Genomic DNA, 16,327 nt, shown 5'->3' with positions numbered 1-16,327 from the left:
CTTACGGCCATGAAAGCAAATGCCGCAGGCATGAAAGTTCGGCTTGCAATTTATTGCAGAAATGAAAGCTTGCCGGCCTGTTCGAGGCCACGGCTTTGATCTAAGCACTGCGCGGCGGCCGCAAGGAGGGAAGAGGACATGACGGACTACGTACTGACGGTAACCTGCAAGTCGACGCGCGGCGTCGTGGCGGCGATTTCGACCTATCTCGCCGAAAAGGGTTGCAACATCATCGACAGTTCGCAGTTTGACGACCTCGATACCGGCAAGTTCTTCATGCGCGTCAGCTTCATTTCCGAAGAAGGAGCAACGCTTGCGGAGATCCGCGAAGGCTTCAAGCCGATCTACGAGAAGTTCGGCATGGATGCGGAGGTGCATGACGGCAGCGAGCGCCTGAAGGTGCTTCTGATGGTCTCCCGTTTCGGCCACTGTCTCAACGATCTGCTCTACCGCTGGAAGATCGGCGCCCTGCCGATCGACATCGTCGGCGTCGTCTCCAACCATTTCGACTATCAGAAGGTCGTGGTGAACCACGACATTCCCTTCCACCACATCAAGGTAACGAAGGAAAACAAGCCACAGGCCGAGGCCCAGCTCCTTGATCTTGTCGAACAGACCGGCACGGAACTCGTTGTTCTCGCCCGCTACATGCAGGTTCTGTCGGATGCGATGTGCCGGAAGATGTCCGGCCGCATCATCAACATCCACCATTCCTTCCTGCCGAGCTTCAAGGGCGCCAACCCCTACAAGCAGGCCTATGAGCGCGGCGTGAAGCTGATCGGCGCGACAGCGCATTACGTGACGGCCGATCTCGACGAAGGCCCGATCATCGAGCAGGATACGGCGCGCATTACGCACGCGCAGAGCGCTGAGGACTATGTCTCGATCGGCCGCGATGTCGAAAGCCAGGTGCTGGCGCGCGCCATCCATGCGCATATCCACCGCCGCGTTTTCCTCAATGGCAATCGCACGATCGTCTTCCCCGCGAGCCCCGGAAGCTACGCCTCCGAACGCATGGGTTGAACTCAGGACCCACGCCGCCAAATCCTCGGCTGGCACAATCTTCCGTTGCTTGTCGGCAAGTGCTTGATTATCTGTTTCATTAGGTAATCGAATCATGCCGCGGAGGGGTGCCATGACCGACGAAGCGCTTGTGGACCGCATGGCGCTGCCGCGCCCCGATATTACCGCTTCCGAAGCCGCGGATATTCTGCTTTCCCATTACGGGCTTTCCGGCACGCTGTCTGAACTCGGCAGCCAGCAGGACCGCAATTACCGGCTCGACACGGAAGACGGCCGCTATGTGCTGAAAATTTGCCATGCCGCCTATGCGACCGAAGAGCTCGAAGCACAGAATGCGGCGATCCATCATTTGCGCGCCAAGGCAAATGCGCCGCGTGTTCCAAACGTGATGGCTTCCACCGAGGGGAAGGAGATCGTTTCCGTCAGGGTGCGTGAGCAGGATTATCAGGTCCGCTTGCTGGAATATCTCGAGGGCGAAGGCCTGACGCACCGTGCCTATCTGGCGCCCGCCTCGGTCGCGGCGCTCGGCGCGCTCTGCGCGCGGCTGGCTGAGGCGCTTGCCGACTTTACCCATCCCGGACTCGACCGCGGCCTGCAATGGGATCTGCGCCGCGCCGGACCCGTGGCCGTGCAGTTGCTTTCCTCCATTACCGACAGCGTCGCGCGCGACAGGATCGCCAAGACAATGGTCATGGCTGTGCGCCGCATCCAGCCTCTTGCGCCGTCGCTGCGGCTTCAGGCGGTTCATCACGACGTGACGGGCGACAATGTCGTCAGCCGACCTGATGCGCATGGGCGGCCTGTTCCCGACGGGGTGATCGACTTCGGCGACATCATCCGCGCCTGGCTGGTCGGTGACCTTGCCGTGACCTGCGCCTCGCTGCTGCATCAGGCAGATGGCGATCCCTTTTACATCCTGCCCGCGGTGAAGGCCTATCACGAGATTTATCCGTTGATCGAGGAAGAGCTGAAGGCACTCTGGCCGCTCGTCGTGGCGCGCGCCGTCATCCTCGTCGCCAGCAGCGAACAGCAGATCGCGATCGATCCCGACAACGACTATGTCAGAGGAAATCTGGAAGGCGAACGGCGCATCTTCGATACGGCGATGTCCGTGCCGTTCGAGCTGATGGAAGCGGCTATCCTGCAAGCGGCCGGCCTCGATATTACCGGTGCCAATATGGCGGACTGGCAGCCGCTCTTGCCGGAGATTGATGCTGAATCCATCGCCTATGTCGATCTCGGCGTGCAGAGCCCGCATTTTTCTGATGGCAACTGGCTCACGGCCGACATGGACTGGCGACTTCTTGCCCGCGCGGCGGCGGAAACTGGAGCAGCAGCAACGCGCTACGGCGAATATCGCCTGTCCCGCACTAGCCTGCACCATGCAAAGGCCCAGGCGACCTATGCCCTGCATATGGATATCTGCCTTGCGGCGGGCAGCACCGTTGCCGCACCCTTTGACGGCCGGATCACCTGGTACGACCAGCATCTGGTCCTCACAGGCGCCGATATGAAGCTGCACATTGACGGCATCGACCTTTCAGTCGCAGATGGCAGCGAGGTCGCCGCCGGTCAGGCGCTCGGCACGGTCTCCGGCGAGACGTCCTCACTCGGCGGATTGCGCCTGCAGCTTTGCAGCATCACCGGTTTCGAACCGCCACTCTTTTCGACACCGCAACAAGCCGAGGCGTGGTCCGCGCTTTGCCCCTCGCCTTCGGTGCTGCTCGGGCCGGGCGCCGATGCGCCGAAACACGAAACGGCAGCGCTTTTCGCGCTGCGGCAGGCGCATTTCGCCAGTCCGCAGAAGCATTATTACGCGCACCCGCCGCAGATCGAGCGCGGCTGGAAAGAGCATCTTTTCGATGTCGAAGGGCGCGCCTATCTCGACATGGTCAACAATGTCACGATCCTCGGCCACGGCCATCCGCGCATGGCGGAAGCGATCGGCCAGCAATGGCTGATGCTGAACACCAATTCGCGCTTCCATTATGCCGCCGTCGCGGAATTCTCCGAGAGCCTCGCGTCGCTGGCGCCCGACGGCATGGATGCCGTGTTCCTCGTCAACAGCGGCTCGGAAGCCAACGACCTGGCGCTGCGGCTTGCCTGGGCACATAGCGGCCATCGCAACATGCTCTGCCTGCTGGAGGGCTATCACGGCTGGTCGGTAGCAAGCGACGCTGTCTCCACGTCCATCGCCGACAATCCGCAGGCGTTGACGACACGGCCGGACTGGGTTCACGCCGTCGTTTCGCCCAACACCTATCGCGGCCAGTTCCGCGGGCCGGAGTCGACTGCGGATTATCTCGGCACCGTGATGCCGGTGCTAGAGGCCATTGATGCCGAGGGAGAGGGGCTCGCCGGTTTCATTGCCGAATCGGTCTATGGCAATGCCGGCGGTATCCCACTGCCCGACGGCTATCTCACGGAGGTCTACCGGCAGGTGCGCGAACGCGGCGGCCTCTGCATCGCTGACGAGGTGCAGGTGGGCTATGGGCGGCTCGGCCACTATTTCTGGGGCTTCGAGCAGCAAGGCGTCGTGCCCGATATCATCACCATCGCCAAAGGCATGGGCGACGGACACCCGCTCGGCGCCGTCATCACGACGAAAGAGATAGCCGCTTCTCTGGAGAAGGAAGGCTATTTCTTTTCCTCGGCCGGCGGCAGCCCAGTCAGTTGCGTTGCCGGCATGACGGTTCTCGACGTGATGGCCGAGGAGCGCCTGCAGGACAATGCCCGGGAGGTGGGTGACCATCTGAAGGCGCGTCTGGCGGCACTCATAGACAGCTATCCGATTGTGGGCGCCGTGCATGGCATGGGCCTCTATCTCGGCCTCGAATTCGTGCGCGACAGAGTGACGCTGGAGCCGGCGACCGAAGAGACGGCAGCGATCTGCGACCGGCTGCTGGCACTCGGCGTCGTCATGCAGCCGACGGGTGATCACCTGAACGTGTTGAAGATCAAACCACCACTCTGCTTGACCGAACAAAGCGCTGATTTCTTTGTCGACATGCTGGAAAAGGTGCTTCGGGAAGGCTGGTAAACAGGGAACTGCGGCCATTAACGAATTCGGTCTTTTCGCGGCTTTCCGATTTTTAACGAAACACCCATTGCCGGAATCAAACCGACTTCCTATGTCTGCCTCGGCGATTTCGAGGCGTCTCGAACCGTCACATTGATTGCACGAAGGCGTGATAGAATTCTTCCTGTAAATCGAGATGTGATGGAATGAAATTTTTCGGACCGTCGATATTTTGACACGTTTCGGAATATGTTTCTTACAGACCATGAGCTATTCTCTACCAAGTTTGTAGATTATAGAGATGGTCTTTCACCGGCCCCGGACTCTTCCGGGACCTCGCGAGTGCAACGCCAACGCAAGGAACGAGACATGATTGATTTCGAAATTCTCGCCGTACTGCCTGGGCGATCTGTGCTCGGCAATGACCGTCCGGGCGCCCTCTCCCGCCCGAACTGTCGAATGTGACGTTCGTCCTTCCTTTCAACGGTACCAGACAAGTCAATTCGCCATAGCTTGCGCATCCGCGCGGCAGGAGTTCTACGTATGAAAAAAGAAGTTATCGAATATGCAGGCATCCCGGTCGGGATCGTCATTCCGGATGAAGACCGGCTGAAATTCATCGCCGTCAAATTCCATGTCCATGACCTCGATGAGCAGCATTTCAGCTCGCCCGCCGAGGTGAAAGTCGCCATTCACGACCTGATGACCCGTCGTCATCCGAAGCCTCTGCACGCCTGATGCGGGAAGCGGCTTCGATACTATCAGAGGATTTCCGACCGGCCCGGCAAAACGGGCCGGTCTTGTTTTTTGCCTGTCTTGTCTTTTAAACGCATTTGACTTCCTATCGGCGCGCTTCCCTTCAAGACAGGAGCCCGCGCTTGTCCGATCTTCTCAATCTTCTCACCGATATCGAAGGTGTCTCCGTCGGTCACGCAACCAACCTGTCGCTTGGTTCCGGAGTCACTGCCATCGTCTTCGATGAACCGGCGGTCGCTTCCGGCAGCGTGCTCGGCGGTGCGCCGGGCGGGCGCGATACAGCGCTGCTCGACCCTTCCATGGTGGTCGATGCCGTCGACGCCTTCGTGCTGTCGGGCGGATCGGCCTTCGGTCTCGATGCGGCAGGCGGCGTGCAGGCGGGATTGCGGGAGATGGGACGCGGATTTCAGGTCGGCCCGGTTCGTATCCCGATCGTACCGCAAGCGATCCTGATGGATCTGCTGAATGGCGGCGACAAGGACTGGGGTCTGCATTCGCCCTATCGCGACATGGGCTATGAGGCCGTGAAAGCCGCCCGCAAGGGCGCGTTCGATCTCGGCACTGTCGGTGCCGGCACGGGGGCAACGACCGCGACCTTCAAGGGCGGGCTCGGCTCGGCAAGTGCGGTCAACAGCACCGGGCATCGCATCGCGGCCATCGTTGCCGTCAATGCCGTCGGTACGACGACGATCGGCGAAGGCCCGCATTTCTGGGCGGCCCCCTTCGAAAAGAGTGGAGAATTCGGCGGGCTTGGCATGCCCGACCAGATGGACCATAAACTGCGGCTGAAAGGCGTGAAGACGACGGCAACGACGATCGGCGCTGTTGTCACCGATGCATCACTGATCAAGGCGGAAGCGCACCGGCTTTCCATCGCCGCTCATGACGGGCTGGCGCGAGCGGTGCTGCCCGCCCACCTGCCGCTCGATGGTGATACGATTTTTGCGGCTTCCACCGGCAAACAACAGCGCAACGACATGGCAAGCCTGATGGAATTGTGCCATCTGGCCGGGATCGTCATGGCGCGGGCGATCGCGCGCGGCGTCTACGAGGCGACGGCGCTTCCGGTGCCGGGCGCGCAGATGGCGTGGCGCGACCGCTATGCGGCCGGACGCTGATTGCTTAGACTATCGTGAAAATTGCCTCACGGCGGAGAACGGGTGAATGCAGATTCGGGCGCTGATGTATTTCGACGAGCTGGTGCGAACCAACTCCATGCGCCAGGCAGCCGAAAACCTCAATGTTGCGCCGACGGCGATCAGCCGGCAGATCGAGAATCTCGAATACCATTTCGGCGCGCCCCTGGTGGAGCGCAGCGCTCGCGGCGTGAAGCTGACGGCTGCCGGCGAACTGCTGGCGGCACGCGCCGGGCGAACGCTGCGCGAGCTCGATCATGTTCAGCAGCTGATCGAGGACCTGAAGGGCCTGCAGCGCGGCCGCGTCAACATCTATGCGAACGGCGCGACGGTCGCTAATCTGCTTGCTCCTGCGCTCGCCGAATTTAGCCTGAAATATCCGAAGCTGCGCTTTGCCGTGACGATCACCAGCGCGCGGGCAGCCATCGAAGCCGTCAACCACGCGGAAGCCGATATTGCTGTGACGCTGTTTGCGCCGCCGATGTCCAGCACCAAAGTACGGCTGCGCTCGGAAATCGCCTATGATCTCATCATCGCGCCGAACCATCCCGCAGCGTCGCGGCCGGATATTCCGCTCAAGGAGCTGGCCGAATATGCTTTGGCGCTGCCCGACCAATCCTTCGGTTTCCGCCAGGCCTTCGACGCGCTCTTCGAAAGGGAAGGGCTGAGCCTCGATCCGGTCTTCGTGACGAGTTCGCTCGAAATGCTCAAAGAACTGGTATTGAGCGGCGCGGCGGTAACGCTGCTGCCGGCGCTGACCGTTCGTCGCGAGATCGAGGCCGGGCAGCTCTGCGCCATTCCCCTTGCCGGCAAGACCGGCATCCGAACGCATGTCGATCTTTGCGTGGCGCCCGACCGACAGCTTTCCTTTGCCGCAACGAAGCTTCTCGATTTCATCGAACGCTTCATGCGCGAACGCGCCAACCGCAGGGCGGGAAGCAAGGAGTAGACCTACGGGCTTGCATTGGGCCGAGAATTACTGTGTAGCTTTTTCGGCTACACTGAGCACACAAAATCGTCATTGTGTGTGCACTGCCGTGGTGTCACTCTACGCGCAAAAGGGCTCTGCCGAACAACGGAGCCAAACAGGGGAACAGGATGATCAAGGTTTCGCTCGCGCCGTCGGCGCGTCTCATGCGGCGTCTTTCAGTGGGCGTTGCGCTTTCCGCCGGCATCATGATGCTGGCGCTGACGCCCGCGGAAGCCGCCAAGACCACACTCAATCTCGGCATGAGCGTAGAACCGACCGGGCTCGACCCGACGATTGCCGCCCCCGTCGCCATCGGCCAGGTGACCTGGCAGAATATATTCGAAGGGCTGGTCAGGATTGACGAGACCGGCAAGGTGCAGCCGCAGCTCGCCAAGAGCTGGGAGATTTCCCCTGATGGACTGACCTATACGTTCAAGCTGCAGAGCGGCGTGAAATTCCATGATGGCGCGGTCTTTGATTCCGCCGCCGCCAAATTCGCCCTCGACCGCGCCCGCGGCAAGGATTCCATCAATCCGCAAAAGCGCTTCTTCGCATCGATCGCCTCTATCGACACGCCGGATACCGAAACGCTGGTGCTGCATCTTTCCACCCCGACCGGCAGCCTGATCTACTGGCTCGGCTGGCCGGCCTCCGTCATGGTCGGGCCGAAATCTGCAGCCGACGACAAGACGACGCCTGTCGGCACCGGACCGTTCAAATTTTCCACCTGGGCCAAGGGCGACCGCGTGGAACTCGTCAGGAATGCCGACTACTGGAACAAGGAGGGTAGCGCCAGGCTCGACAAGGTGACTTTCCGCTTCATCAACGATCCTCAGGCACAGGCGGCGGCCCTGAAATCCGGCGATCTCGACGCCTTTCCGGAATTCTCCGCACCGGAACTGATGAGCTCCTTCGATGGCGATGCCCGCCTGACCACCAAGGTCGGCAATACCGAACTCAAGGTCGTTGCCGGCATGAACAATGCCCGCAAGCCGTTCGACGACAAGCGCGTACGCCAGGCCCTGATGATGGCGATCGACCGCCAGACCGTCATTGATGGTGCCTGGTCCGGCCTCGGCACGGCGATCGGCAGCCACTATACGCCGAACGATCCCGGTTATCAGGACATGACGGGCGTGCTGCCTTATAATGTCGAAAAGGCAAAGGCACTGCTTACCGAGGCCGGCTATCCCAACGGTTTCACCTTCACGATCAAATCACCGCAGATGGCCTATGCACCGCGCAGCGCACAGGTGATGCAGGCCATGTTGGCCGAGATCGGCGTGACGATGAATATCGAGCCCACGGAATTTCCGGCGAAGTGGGTGAAGGATGTGATGACCAGCCGCGACTACGACATGACCATCGTCGCCCATGCCGAGCCGATGGACATCGACATCTATTCGCGCGATCCCTATTACTTCAACTACAAGAACCCCGCCTTCAACGATCTTGTGAAGAAGGTGCAGGAGACTGCCGATCCGGCCGGACAGGCCAAGATCTATGGCGAAGCGCAGAAGATCCTCGCCGAGGACGTGCCGGCGCTCTACCTTTTCGTCATGCCCAAGCTCGGCGTCTGGGACAAGAAGCTGAAGGGCCTGTGGGAGAACGAGCCGATCCCCTCCAACGTTCTCAGCAACGTTTCCTGGGAAGATTGAACAACCGGGTGCGGGCAGCGGCTGACAGGGTGATGAAGACGATATGATCGCACTGCTTTCCCGCCGCCTTGCCGGCCTTGTCCTTACACTTCTGGTCGTTTCGCTTGTCATTTTCGCCGTGATGGATCTGCTGCCGGGCGATCCCGCCTCAATCATGCTCGGTACCTCGGCAAGCCCGGAAACCCTGGCGGCGCTGCGGCATGAGCTTGGCCTCGACCAGCCGCTCATCCTTCGTTACGGCCAATGGATTGCCGGTGTCTTCTCCGGCAATCTCGGACAGTCCTATACCTATGGCGTCCCGGTCGCGGGTCTGATCGTCGAGCGGCTGGCCGTGACGCTGCCGCTCGCGCTGATGGCCATTATGCTGTCGGTGCTGATTGCACTGCCGCTCGGCGTACTGGCGGCAGCGCAGCGCGGCGGCATCGTCGATGCGATCGCCACGGTCTTCTCGCAGATCAGCATCGCCGTGCCGGCCTTCTGGGTGGCGCTGCTGCTCATCATCCTGTTTTCCACCACGCTCGGGCTGATGCCGGCCGGCGGCTTTCCGGGATGGGGCGCCGGGCTTCTGCCCGCACTGCAGGCGCTGCTGATGCCGGCAGTGGCGCTCGCGCTGCCGCAAGCCGGCGTGCTGACCCGCGTCGCGCGGTCGGCGGTGCTCGACACTATGCACGAGGATTTTGCGCGTACCGCCGTCGCCAAGGGACTGTCGCGCAGCACGGTGCTCTGGCGGCATATCGTGCCGAATGCGCTGGTGCCGATCCTGACCATCCTCGGCCTGCAATTCACTTTCCTCGTCGCCGGCGCGGTGCTGGTCGAAAACGTCTTCAATCTTCCGGGCCTCGGGCGGCTTGCCTTTCAGGCCCTGTCGCAGCGTGACATCATCGTGATGCAGGATGTCGTGCTGCTCTTCGCGGGGCTTGTCATCGTGATGAACTTCATCGTCGATCTCTCCTATCTGGCGATCGATCCGCGTATGCGAAAGGCGGCATGATGGCACCCATCGTCTCCTCCGCCATCTTTCCACGGCGCCGAAGCTTCAGGCTTAGCCGGCGAAAGAACCTCATCACCGGTACCATCGTCATCGGCCTCTTGGCCGCCATTGCCCTGCTGTCGCTGTTCTGGACGCCGCTGCCGCCGGCCAAGATGCAGATCATTCACAAGCTGCAGCCGCCGCTTGCCTTCGGCCTGCTCGGCACGGACCAGTTCGGCCGCGACGTGCTCTCCATGCTGATGGTCGGGTGCTGGAATTCGCTGTCGATCGCTGTCAGCGCAGTCGCCATCGGCGGCACACTCGGTTCCATTGCCGGGATTTCTGCGGCTGCCATCCGCGGCCCCTATCAGGCGCTTTTGATGCGCGCCTGTGACGTCATCTTCGCACTGCCGCCGATCCTTTCGGCCATGATCCTCGGCGCCTTTCTGGGACCGGGGCGCTTTACCGCCATCACGGCAATCGCCGTCTTCATGGTGCCCGTCTTTGCGCGTGTGACGCTCGCGACCTCGCTGCAGGCCTGGAGCCGCGATTATGTGCTGGCCGCGCAGGCGATCGGCAACAGCCGTTTCACGATCTCGGTGCGGCACGTGCTGCCGAACATCGTGAGCCAGATTATTGTGCATGCGGCCATCCAGCTCGGTCTTGCGATCCTGACCGAGGCCGGCCTTTCCTTCCTCGGCCTCGGCATGGCGCCGCCGGCGCCGACCTGGGGACGCATGCTCGCAGACGCCCAGACCTTCCTTTCGCTTGCTCCGTGGCTGGCAATCCTGCCCGGCCTTGCCATCGCGCTCACCGTCTTCGGCTTCAACATGCTGGGTGACGGATTGCGCGATCTGTTCGACCCGCGCGAAGCGAGCCGCTGATGTCCTCCCAAGACAAACCGCCCGAAAGATCAGACCATGTCCGAAACCGATTTCACCATCAGTGAGCTCAGGCAACGCTTCGCTGACAAAACCCTCTCGCCGCTCGACTACTGGCTCGCGCTCGAAAAACATATCGATGCCTGGGAACCCTCCATTGCCGCACTCTACCTCTATGACCCGCAAGCGGCCCGCGAGCAGGCAAAGGCTTCGACCGAACGCTGGATGAAAGGCGGAACACTTGGTCCGCTGGACGGCATTCCGGTTACTCTGAAGGAACTGATCGCGACTAAGGACCAGCCGGTGCCACTCGGCACCAAGGCGGTCGAACTGAAGCCTGCGGAAGCGGACGCGCCGGCGGCGGCACGGCTGCGGGAGGACGGCGCGATCATCTTCGCCAAGACGACCTGCCCAGACTATGGCATGCTCTCGTCAGGCCTTTCCAGTTTCCATCATCTCAGCCGCAATCCCTGGGACATCACGCAGAATCCCGGCGGTTCGAGCGCCGGCGCTTCGGCAGCAGCGGCGGCCGGTTACGGGCCACTGCATGTCGGCACCGATATCGGCGGCTCCGTGCGCCTGCCGGCAGGCTGGACAGGCGTCTTCGGCTTCAAGCCGAGCCATGGGCGCATTCCGGTCGATCCCTATTATGTCGGGCGCTGCGCGGGGCCGATGACCCGCACCGTGGAGGACGCCGCCTGGTCGATGGCGACCCTTTCCCGCCCAGACTGGCGCGACGGCACCAGTCTGCCGCCGAATGATTTCGACTGGATGAATCTTGCTATCGATCTCAGCGGCATGCGGATCGGACTGATGCTCGATGCGGGCTGCGGCCTGGCTGTCGATGACGATGTGAAGATTGCCGTCGAGCAGGCCGCGAAACTTTTCGAGAAGGCGGGTGCGACGATCGTTTCCGCAGGGCCGGTGCTGACACGGACCATGCTCGATGGGCTCGACGATTTCTGGCGTGCGCGTTTCTGGGGCGACATTGCCGGGCTGAGCGAAGAGCGACGCGAGAGTATCCTTCCCTATATCTATGAATGGGCTAAGGGCGGCGCCGATGTCAGCGGTGTGGATGCCGTCAAGGGCTTCAACCAGACAATCGAGATGCGCAAGACCTGCGGCCGGCTTTTCACCGAGGTCGATGCGGTGCTGTCGCCGACCAATCCAATCGTCTCCTATCCGGCCGAATGGCCCTCGCCGACCAACGATCCGAAGCTGCCCTTCGAGCATATCGCCTTCACGGTGCCTTGGAACATGTCGGAGCAGCCGGCCTCGTCCATCAATTGCGGTTTCTCGAAGGGCATCCCGATCGGCCTGCAGATCGTCGGGCCGCGCTTCGACGACATGCGGGTGCTGAAACTCTCAAAAGCATTCGAGGATTGGACGGGTGGCATCAAGGACTGGCCAAAGCCGCCGACCGCCTGAAAGCAATCTCAGAACGGGCGCCGATAGCCTGTCGGCTGTTCGTACAGCCAGCCAATACGCTTCACGGCCGCCTCGAAATTCTCGCGCGCCACGGTCATCGTGTGGCCGTTGGCATGGATGATGGTTTCGGGATCTTCGAAGATGGCGACATGCCCCTTCCAGAAGACCAGATCGCCGCGGCGTACATCTGAGCGCTCGATCGGCTCGCCAAGGCCGGCCGCCTGCATATCGGTATCGCGCGGCGCGCTTCTGCCGGTCATCTGCAGCGCAAGCTGGATGAGGCCGGAGCAATCGATGCCAAGGCCTGAGCGGCCGCCCCAGAGATAGGGTGTTTCCAGGAAGCGGGCAGCGATATCGACATAGTCCTGGCCATCCAGCGCACCGAGCGGCTGGAGATGTTTCGCGAAGATCGCGGTCCCGTCGCCGAGCACCAGATAGTGATTGCCGCGCGCTTCCGTTTCGCCTGATATATGGACGCGACTGCCCATAGACAGCACTGTCTTATACGGTTTGCGCAATTCCGGCTCGGGATAGAGGAAGGTGCGCTGCGGAAGGACGATGTGGGTCGGGGCCGTCGCTGCTTCCGCAATTGCGTCCTCGGGCAGGTAGCCAACATAGCCGTCGGATGTGGCCTTGACCCAGCACCAGCCATCAGCACGATCGAAGACCGTCACGTCCTCGCCGAAAAGCAGCTCCGTATCGACACCACGGGCAAGATCCGGCTGCGGACGCAAGGCAATGACCGGAACGCAGACGCGGGCCGGCGTCCCGCTCACAAAGCGCGTCGCTTCGACCTTGCCTTCAAGGCAGGCTTCCGCGAGATCCGGGCGATAGGCATGAAGGCGACGGTCGAGCATCGTCATGGGATTCCTTTCAGATGGCCTTTCAGACCGGAAGCTTGCGGCCCTGCTCGCGCACGAGATCGCCAAGCTTTTCGAGATAGAGCGCACCGCTGACGGTGCGCTTGATGATGACATTTCGCCGGTCGGCATCGTCACGAACGCGATCGACGAGGCCCATTTCGCCCATCGTATCCAGCGCGCGAGTGATGACCGGTTTCGTCACATTCAGCGTCGCGGCCAGCCCGCGCACCGTATGCGGCGGCGGCACGAGATAGATATGCAGCAGGATCGCCATCTGGCGCAACGTCAAATCGCGCGTATCATGACGGACCTGGTTGAGCGAGACACCGTGCCAGAGGCCAAGCGCCTGCGAGGCGGTCAGTTCGATCGGCACGGCCCCTCCGGAAAATCGTTACGCTAACGTTTCATTTTCCGGCAGATATCCCGCACACGCAAGAGGCGGCACAGAATGCCGCCTCGCAAGGTGAATAAAATTTTAAGAATTGGCTCAGCGGATGCTGTGGCGGATATGGTGGTAGAGGGCGCGGATCGCCTGCGCCTCGCCTCCTCCTGGCGAATGGGCGCGCTCGTTCGGCGCCCAGCCGTAGATGTCGAGATGCGCCCAGCTCTTCGCCTTGCCGACGAAGCGTTTCAGGAAGAGTGCTGCGGTGATGGCGCCCGCCATGCCGCCCGCCGGAGCGTTGGTGATATCGGCGAACTTGGTGCGGATGTCCTTCTCGTAGCCAGCGTAAAGCGGCAGGCGCCAGAGCGGATCGTCCGTCTCGAGACTTGCTTCCATCAGGTCTTGCGCGAGGTTCTCATCATCAGTGAAGAAGGGCGGCAGATCGGGGCCGAGAGCGACGCGGGCGGCACCCGTCAGGGTCGCCATGTCGATCAGCAGATCCGGTTCTTCCTCGTCGGCATAAGCGAGTGCGTCGGCCAAAATCAGGCGGCCTTCGGCATCGGTGTTGTCGATCTGGACCGTCAGGCCCTTGCGGCTCTTGTAGATGTCGCCGGGGCGGAAGGCATTCGACGAGATGGAATTCTCGACGACCGGGATGATGACGCGCAGGTCCACCTTCAGCTTGGCATCCATGATCATGAGTGCCAGGCCCATGACGTTTGCAGCACCCCCCATGTCCTTCTTCATCAGCAGCATGGACGAAGCGGGCTTGATGTCGAGGCCGCCGGTATCGAAGCAGACGCCCTTGCCGACCAGCGTAACCTTGCGGTGGCCCTTCTTGCCCCAGCGCAGCTCCAGCAGGCGCGGCGCGTCGGCACTGGCGCGGCCGACCGTATGGACCAGCGGAAAGTTTTCCTTGAGCAGGTCGTCACCAATGATGACCGACATCTCGGCCTTGTAGTGTGTTGCCAGGTCACGGAAAGCGGCTTCGAGCTGCTCCGGACCCATGTCGTTGGTCGGCGTGTTGATGAGGTCGCGGGCGAGGAAGACGCCGGCGAGCTGGCGCTTGATCTCGTTGCCGTCGGCGTCGCGCGGGATCATCAGCGTCGCGGCGGGCGACTTTTCAGACTTGTAACGGTCGAAACGATAACTGCCGAGGCCGAAGCCGAGCGCGAGGCGGTTCGCCGTCAGCGGTGCGGTCTCGATATGCCAATCGCCGGCAGGAAGCGCGCGGGCGAGCTTGCCGGTAATGTAGGGCTGCTCCGACGGATTGGTGCCGAGACCGAAAAGCGCACCGCCGAGATGGCCTTCGGCCGTGGGGATCAGAAGCAACGAACCGCTTTCCGCCTTGTAGCCGGCTTTGCGAGCCCAATCGAGCGCGATCGGATCGATGGTGCCGGTTTCGATATGGGCGGGCGTGACAGCGAAGATCGGCAGCGTCGCCCCGCCCTTGGTGTTGAAAGGGGTCGGTCTTTCGATGAACTGGAAGGGGGCCATGATTGTCCTTAGAGGCGGGGGCAGAATCACTTCTTAACTGTCTGTTAGGGTTAACAGACTATTGCTGGAGCGAAGATTGCGTCAAACCTTTCCCTGTTCCGCTTTGAGGTTAGGCGCCGATTTCATTCAGGAACGCGCAATGCCCCTCCCGGCCTCTACTCCTCTTAAAAAGCGTGCCTTTCAAGGAACCGCCGCTGCTCTCGTCATGCTGGCGCTCGCCGGCTGCTCGACGACGGCAAAAGACCGGATGACGACCGGCTCGATCCCGAAGCTCGACAGGCCGGTCGAGCAGATGGACGCCAATCAACTGCGCGCCGCCACCGACCGCGTCGGCCAGGCCTATGAGAAGAACCCGCGCGATCCCGTCAACGGCGTCAACTACGCCAATCTGCTGCGCATGAACGGGCGCGACGCACAGGCACTGGCGGTCATGCAGCAGGTCGCCATCGCCAATCCCGGTGACCGCAATGTGCTTGCCGCCTATGGCAAGGCGCAGGCAGCCGCGGGGCAGCTTCAGCAGGCGCTGGACACGATCGGCAGGGCACAGACGCCCGACCGTCCCGACTGGCGGCTGATCTCGGCAGAAGGCGCGATCCTCGATCAAATGGGCAAACCAAACGAGGCACGTCAGCGCTACCGCGATGCGCTCGACATCCAGCCGAACGAGCCGTCGATCCTTTCCAACCTCGGCATGTCCTATCTGCTGACGGGCGATCTGCGCACGGCGGAAACCTATCTTCGCTCGGCGGCAGCTCAGCCCTCCGCCGACAGCCGCGTGCGCCAGAACCTCGCCCTCGCCGTCGGGCTGCAGGGCCGTTTCCCCGAGGCCGAGCAGATCGCGCGGCGCGAACTCTCGCCGCAGCAGGCCGATGCCAATGTCGCCTATCTGCGTGGCATGCTTTCCCAGCAGAATTCCTGGCAGAAGCTCGCGGCGAAAGACACGACGTCCGCCACCACCAGCAATACCAACTGAGTTATTTGCCGCTCAAGCCGGACAGGATGAGACGCAGGCCGAGACCGGCCATGACCGCGCCTGCGGCCCTGTCGATCCAGGCCTTGGCAGCAATATAGACCCTGCGCGGGTGCTGGGCCGAAAAAGCGAGCGCGACGATCGCATACCATCCCGCTTCGACCAGGAAGACACCGACCGGCAGCGCCAGCAAAAGTTCCACCGGCACGGTCTTCGGCAGGAGTGCTGCAAAGATACTGGCGTAGACGACGATCGTTTTGGGGTTGCTCAATTGCGTCAGCATCGCCGCCGTGAAACTGCGCGCCGGCATGCTTTTGCCGGTAATGTCACCTGAAAGCGCAAGCGGTTCGCTGGCGCCCTTCCAGATCGCCAAAGCAATGTAGATCAGATAGGCACCGCCGGCGATCTTCAGCACGAGATAGAGCCACTCGAACTGCGAGAGAAGCGCCGTCAGACCAGCGAGAGCGAGAATAGCGAACGTCACGCCGCCGACGCCCATACCGAGTGCTGCGGCGAGCCCATCAAAGCGGGAGCGGGAGATGGCAATGCGCGAGACGACAACGAAACTCGGACCGGGGCTCATGGCGCCGATCATCAATGCACTGATGATACTGATAAAGATGCCGAGAGACGACATGGCAAAACTCCATCTCTTTGTTTCCCGCGAAACCGCCGCACATTTTCGCTGAATTGCCCTGATGATCGAGGGATGCGCAGGCGAGCGGCGAAAAACTTTCGTGCTTCCCGATTATGGCCCAGCTTCGCCAATTATGC

Annotated in this window: 14 protein-coding genes; 10 read left to right on the top strand and 4 right to left on the bottom strand. The window is 61.7% G+C overall.

All coding sequences use genetic code 11. From position 1 onward, the window contains the following. Positions 1 to 138: 138 nt before the first annotated feature. The 9 genes from purU to KQ933_RS20880 all read left to right on the top strand — a co-directional run bounded on the left by purU (position 139) and on the right by KQ933_RS20880 (position 11,841). Complete coding sequence (purU, locus tag KQ933_RS20920) at positions 139 to 1,023, top strand: formyltetrahydrofolate deformylase (protein WP_216756670.1); 885 nt, start codon at positions 139 to 141, stop codon at positions 1,021 to 1,023. Positions 1,024 to 1,135: 112 nt separating this feature from the next. Further along, positions 1,136 to 4,063, top strand: a complete 2,928-nt coding sequence (locus KQ933_RS20915) for an aminotransferase (protein ID WP_216756669.1) — start codon at positions 1,136 to 1,138, stop codon at positions 4,061 to 4,063. A gap of 522 nt (positions 4,064 to 4,585) precedes the next feature. Further along, positions 4,586 to 4,780, top strand: coding sequence for a hypothetical protein (locus KQ933_RS20910; protein WP_184394344.1), 195 nt, complete (start codon positions 4,586 to 4,588; stop codon positions 4,778 to 4,780). Between the two features lie 140 nt (positions 4,781 to 4,920). Continuing rightward, a complete protein-coding gene (locus KQ933_RS20905) occupies positions 4,921 to 5,916 on the top strand; it encodes a P1 family peptidase (RefSeq protein ID WP_216756667.1) in 996 nt (331 codons plus the stop codon). Between the two features lie 46 nt (positions 5,917 to 5,962). Next, complete coding sequence (locus KQ933_RS20900; protein WP_216756665.1) at positions 5,963 to 6,883, top strand: LysR family transcriptional regulator; 921 nt, start codon at positions 5,963 to 5,965, stop codon at positions 6,881 to 6,883. A gap of 149 nt (positions 6,884 to 7,032) precedes the next feature. Beyond that, positions 7,033 to 8,562, top strand: coding sequence for an ABC transporter substrate-binding protein (locus KQ933_RS20895; RefSeq protein ID WP_216756664.1), 1,530 nt, complete (start codon positions 7,033 to 7,035; stop codon positions 8,560 to 8,562). Between the two features lie 43 nt (positions 8,563 to 8,605). Continuing rightward, positions 8,606 to 9,553, top strand: a complete 948-nt coding sequence (locus KQ933_RS20890) for an ABC transporter permease (protein ID WP_216756663.1) — start codon at positions 8,606 to 8,608, stop codon at positions 9,551 to 9,553. Further along, a complete protein-coding gene (locus KQ933_RS20885; protein ID WP_216758961.1) occupies positions 9,553 to 10,416 on the top strand; it encodes an ABC transporter permease in 864 nt (287 codons plus the stop codon). The genes KQ933_RS20890 and KQ933_RS20885 overlap by 1 nt, the downstream gene beginning before the upstream one ends. Positions 10,417 to 10,452: 36 nt before the next feature. Beyond that, positions 10,453 to 11,841, top strand: a complete 1,389-nt coding sequence (locus tag KQ933_RS20880) for an amidase (RefSeq protein WP_216756661.1) — start codon at positions 10,453 to 10,455, stop codon at positions 11,839 to 11,841. A gap of 8 nt (positions 11,842 to 11,849) precedes the next feature. Here KQ933_RS20880 and KQ933_RS20875 read toward each other — a convergent pair whose 3' ends face one another. The 3 genes from KQ933_RS20875 to KQ933_RS20865 form a co-directional block, all read right to left on the bottom strand. After that, the gene (locus tag KQ933_RS20875; RefSeq protein ID WP_216756660.1) at positions 11,850 to 12,704 is read right to left on the bottom strand and encodes an NlpC/P60 family protein; all 855 of its coding nucleotides are present in this window, start codon (positions 12,702 to 12,704) and stop codon (positions 11,850 to 11,852) included. Positions 12,705 to 12,726: 22 nt separating this feature from the next. Then, positions 12,727 to 13,077, bottom strand: a complete 351-nt coding sequence (locus KQ933_RS20870; protein WP_216756658.1) for a helix-turn-helix domain-containing protein — start codon at positions 13,075 to 13,077, stop codon at positions 12,727 to 12,729. A gap of 114 nt (positions 13,078 to 13,191) precedes the next feature. Then, positions 13,192 to 14,583 carry a M17 family metallopeptidase gene (locus tag KQ933_RS20865; protein WP_216756656.1) on the bottom strand — a complete coding sequence of 464 codons (1,392 nt, stop codon included), beginning with the start codon at positions 14,581 to 14,583 and terminating at the stop codon, positions 13,192 to 13,194. A gap of 139 nt (positions 14,584 to 14,722) precedes the next feature. On the opposite strand from KQ933_RS20865, the gene KQ933_RS20860 reads away from it, so the two are divergent. After that, positions 14,723 to 15,556, top strand: coding sequence for a tetratricopeptide repeat protein (locus tag KQ933_RS20860; RefSeq protein WP_216756655.1), 834 nt, complete (start codon positions 14,723 to 14,725; stop codon positions 15,554 to 15,556). Between the two features lies 1 nt (position 15,557). On the opposite strand, the gene KQ933_RS20855 is transcribed toward KQ933_RS20860, so the two are convergent. Beyond that, on the bottom strand, positions 15,558 to 16,190 hold the full coding sequence (locus KQ933_RS20855; protein WP_216756654.1) for a LysE family translocator: 633 nt from the start codon (positions 16,188 to 16,190) through the stop codon (positions 15,558 to 15,560). Positions 16,191 to 16,327: the final 137 nt, after the last annotated feature.

The sequence above is a fragment of the Rhizobium sp. WYJ-E13 genome (assembly GCF_018987265.1).
In the GTDB taxonomy this organism is placed as follows: Bacteria; Pseudomonadota; Alphaproteobacteria; order Rhizobiales; family Rhizobiaceae; genus Rhizobium.
The sequence above is the reverse complement of the archived record's forward strand: the minus strand, read 5'-3'. Positions and strand labels throughout refer to the sequence as shown.

What these genes read in the sequence shown, in the direction of transcription:
- purU (WP_216756670.1), top strand. Translation starts at nt 139, where the DNA reads ATGACGGACTACGTACTGACGGTAACCTGCAAGTCGACGCGCGGCGTC.
- KQ933_RS20915 (WP_216756669.1), top strand. Translation starts at nt 1,136, where the DNA reads ATGACCGACGAAGCGCTTGTGGACCGCATGGCGCTGCCGCGCCCCGAT.
- KQ933_RS20910 (WP_184394344.1), top strand. Translation starts at nt 4,586, where the DNA reads ATGAAAAAAGAAGTTATCGAATATGCAGGCATCCCGGTCGGGATCGTC.
- KQ933_RS20900 (WP_216756665.1), top strand. Translation starts at nt 5,963, where the DNA reads ATGCAGATTCGGGCGCTGATGTATTTCGACGAGCTGGTGCGAACCAAC.
- KQ933_RS20895 (WP_216756664.1), top strand. Translation starts at nt 7,033, where the DNA reads ATGATCAAGGTTTCGCTCGCGCCGTCGGCGCGTCTCATGCGGCGTCTT.
- KQ933_RS20890 (WP_216756663.1), top strand. Translation starts at nt 8,606, where the DNA reads ATGATCGCACTGCTTTCCCGCCGCCTTGCCGGCCTTGTCCTTACACTT.
- KQ933_RS20885 (WP_216758961.1), top strand. Translation starts at nt 9,553, where the DNA reads ATGGCACCCATCGTCTCCTCCGCCATCTTTCCACGGCGCCGAAGCTTC.
- KQ933_RS20880 (WP_216756661.1), top strand. Translation starts at nt 10,453, where the DNA reads ATGTCCGAAACCGATTTCACCATCAGTGAGCTCAGGCAACGCTTCGCT.
- KQ933_RS20875 (WP_216756660.1), bottom strand. Translation starts at nt 12,704, where the DNA reads ATGACGATGCTCGACCGTCGCCTTCATGCCTATCGCCCGGATCTCGCG.
- KQ933_RS20865 (WP_216756656.1), bottom strand. Translation starts at nt 14,583, where the DNA reads ATGGCCCCCTTCCAGTTCATCGAAAGACCGACCCCTTTCAACACCAAG.
- KQ933_RS20860 (WP_216756655.1), top strand. Translation starts at nt 14,723, where the DNA reads ATGCCCCTCCCGGCCTCTACTCCTCTTAAAAAGCGTGCCTTTCAAGGA.
- KQ933_RS20855 (WP_216756654.1), bottom strand. Translation starts at nt 16,190, where the DNA reads ATGTCGTCTCTCGGCATCTTTATCAGTATCATCAGTGCATTGATGATC.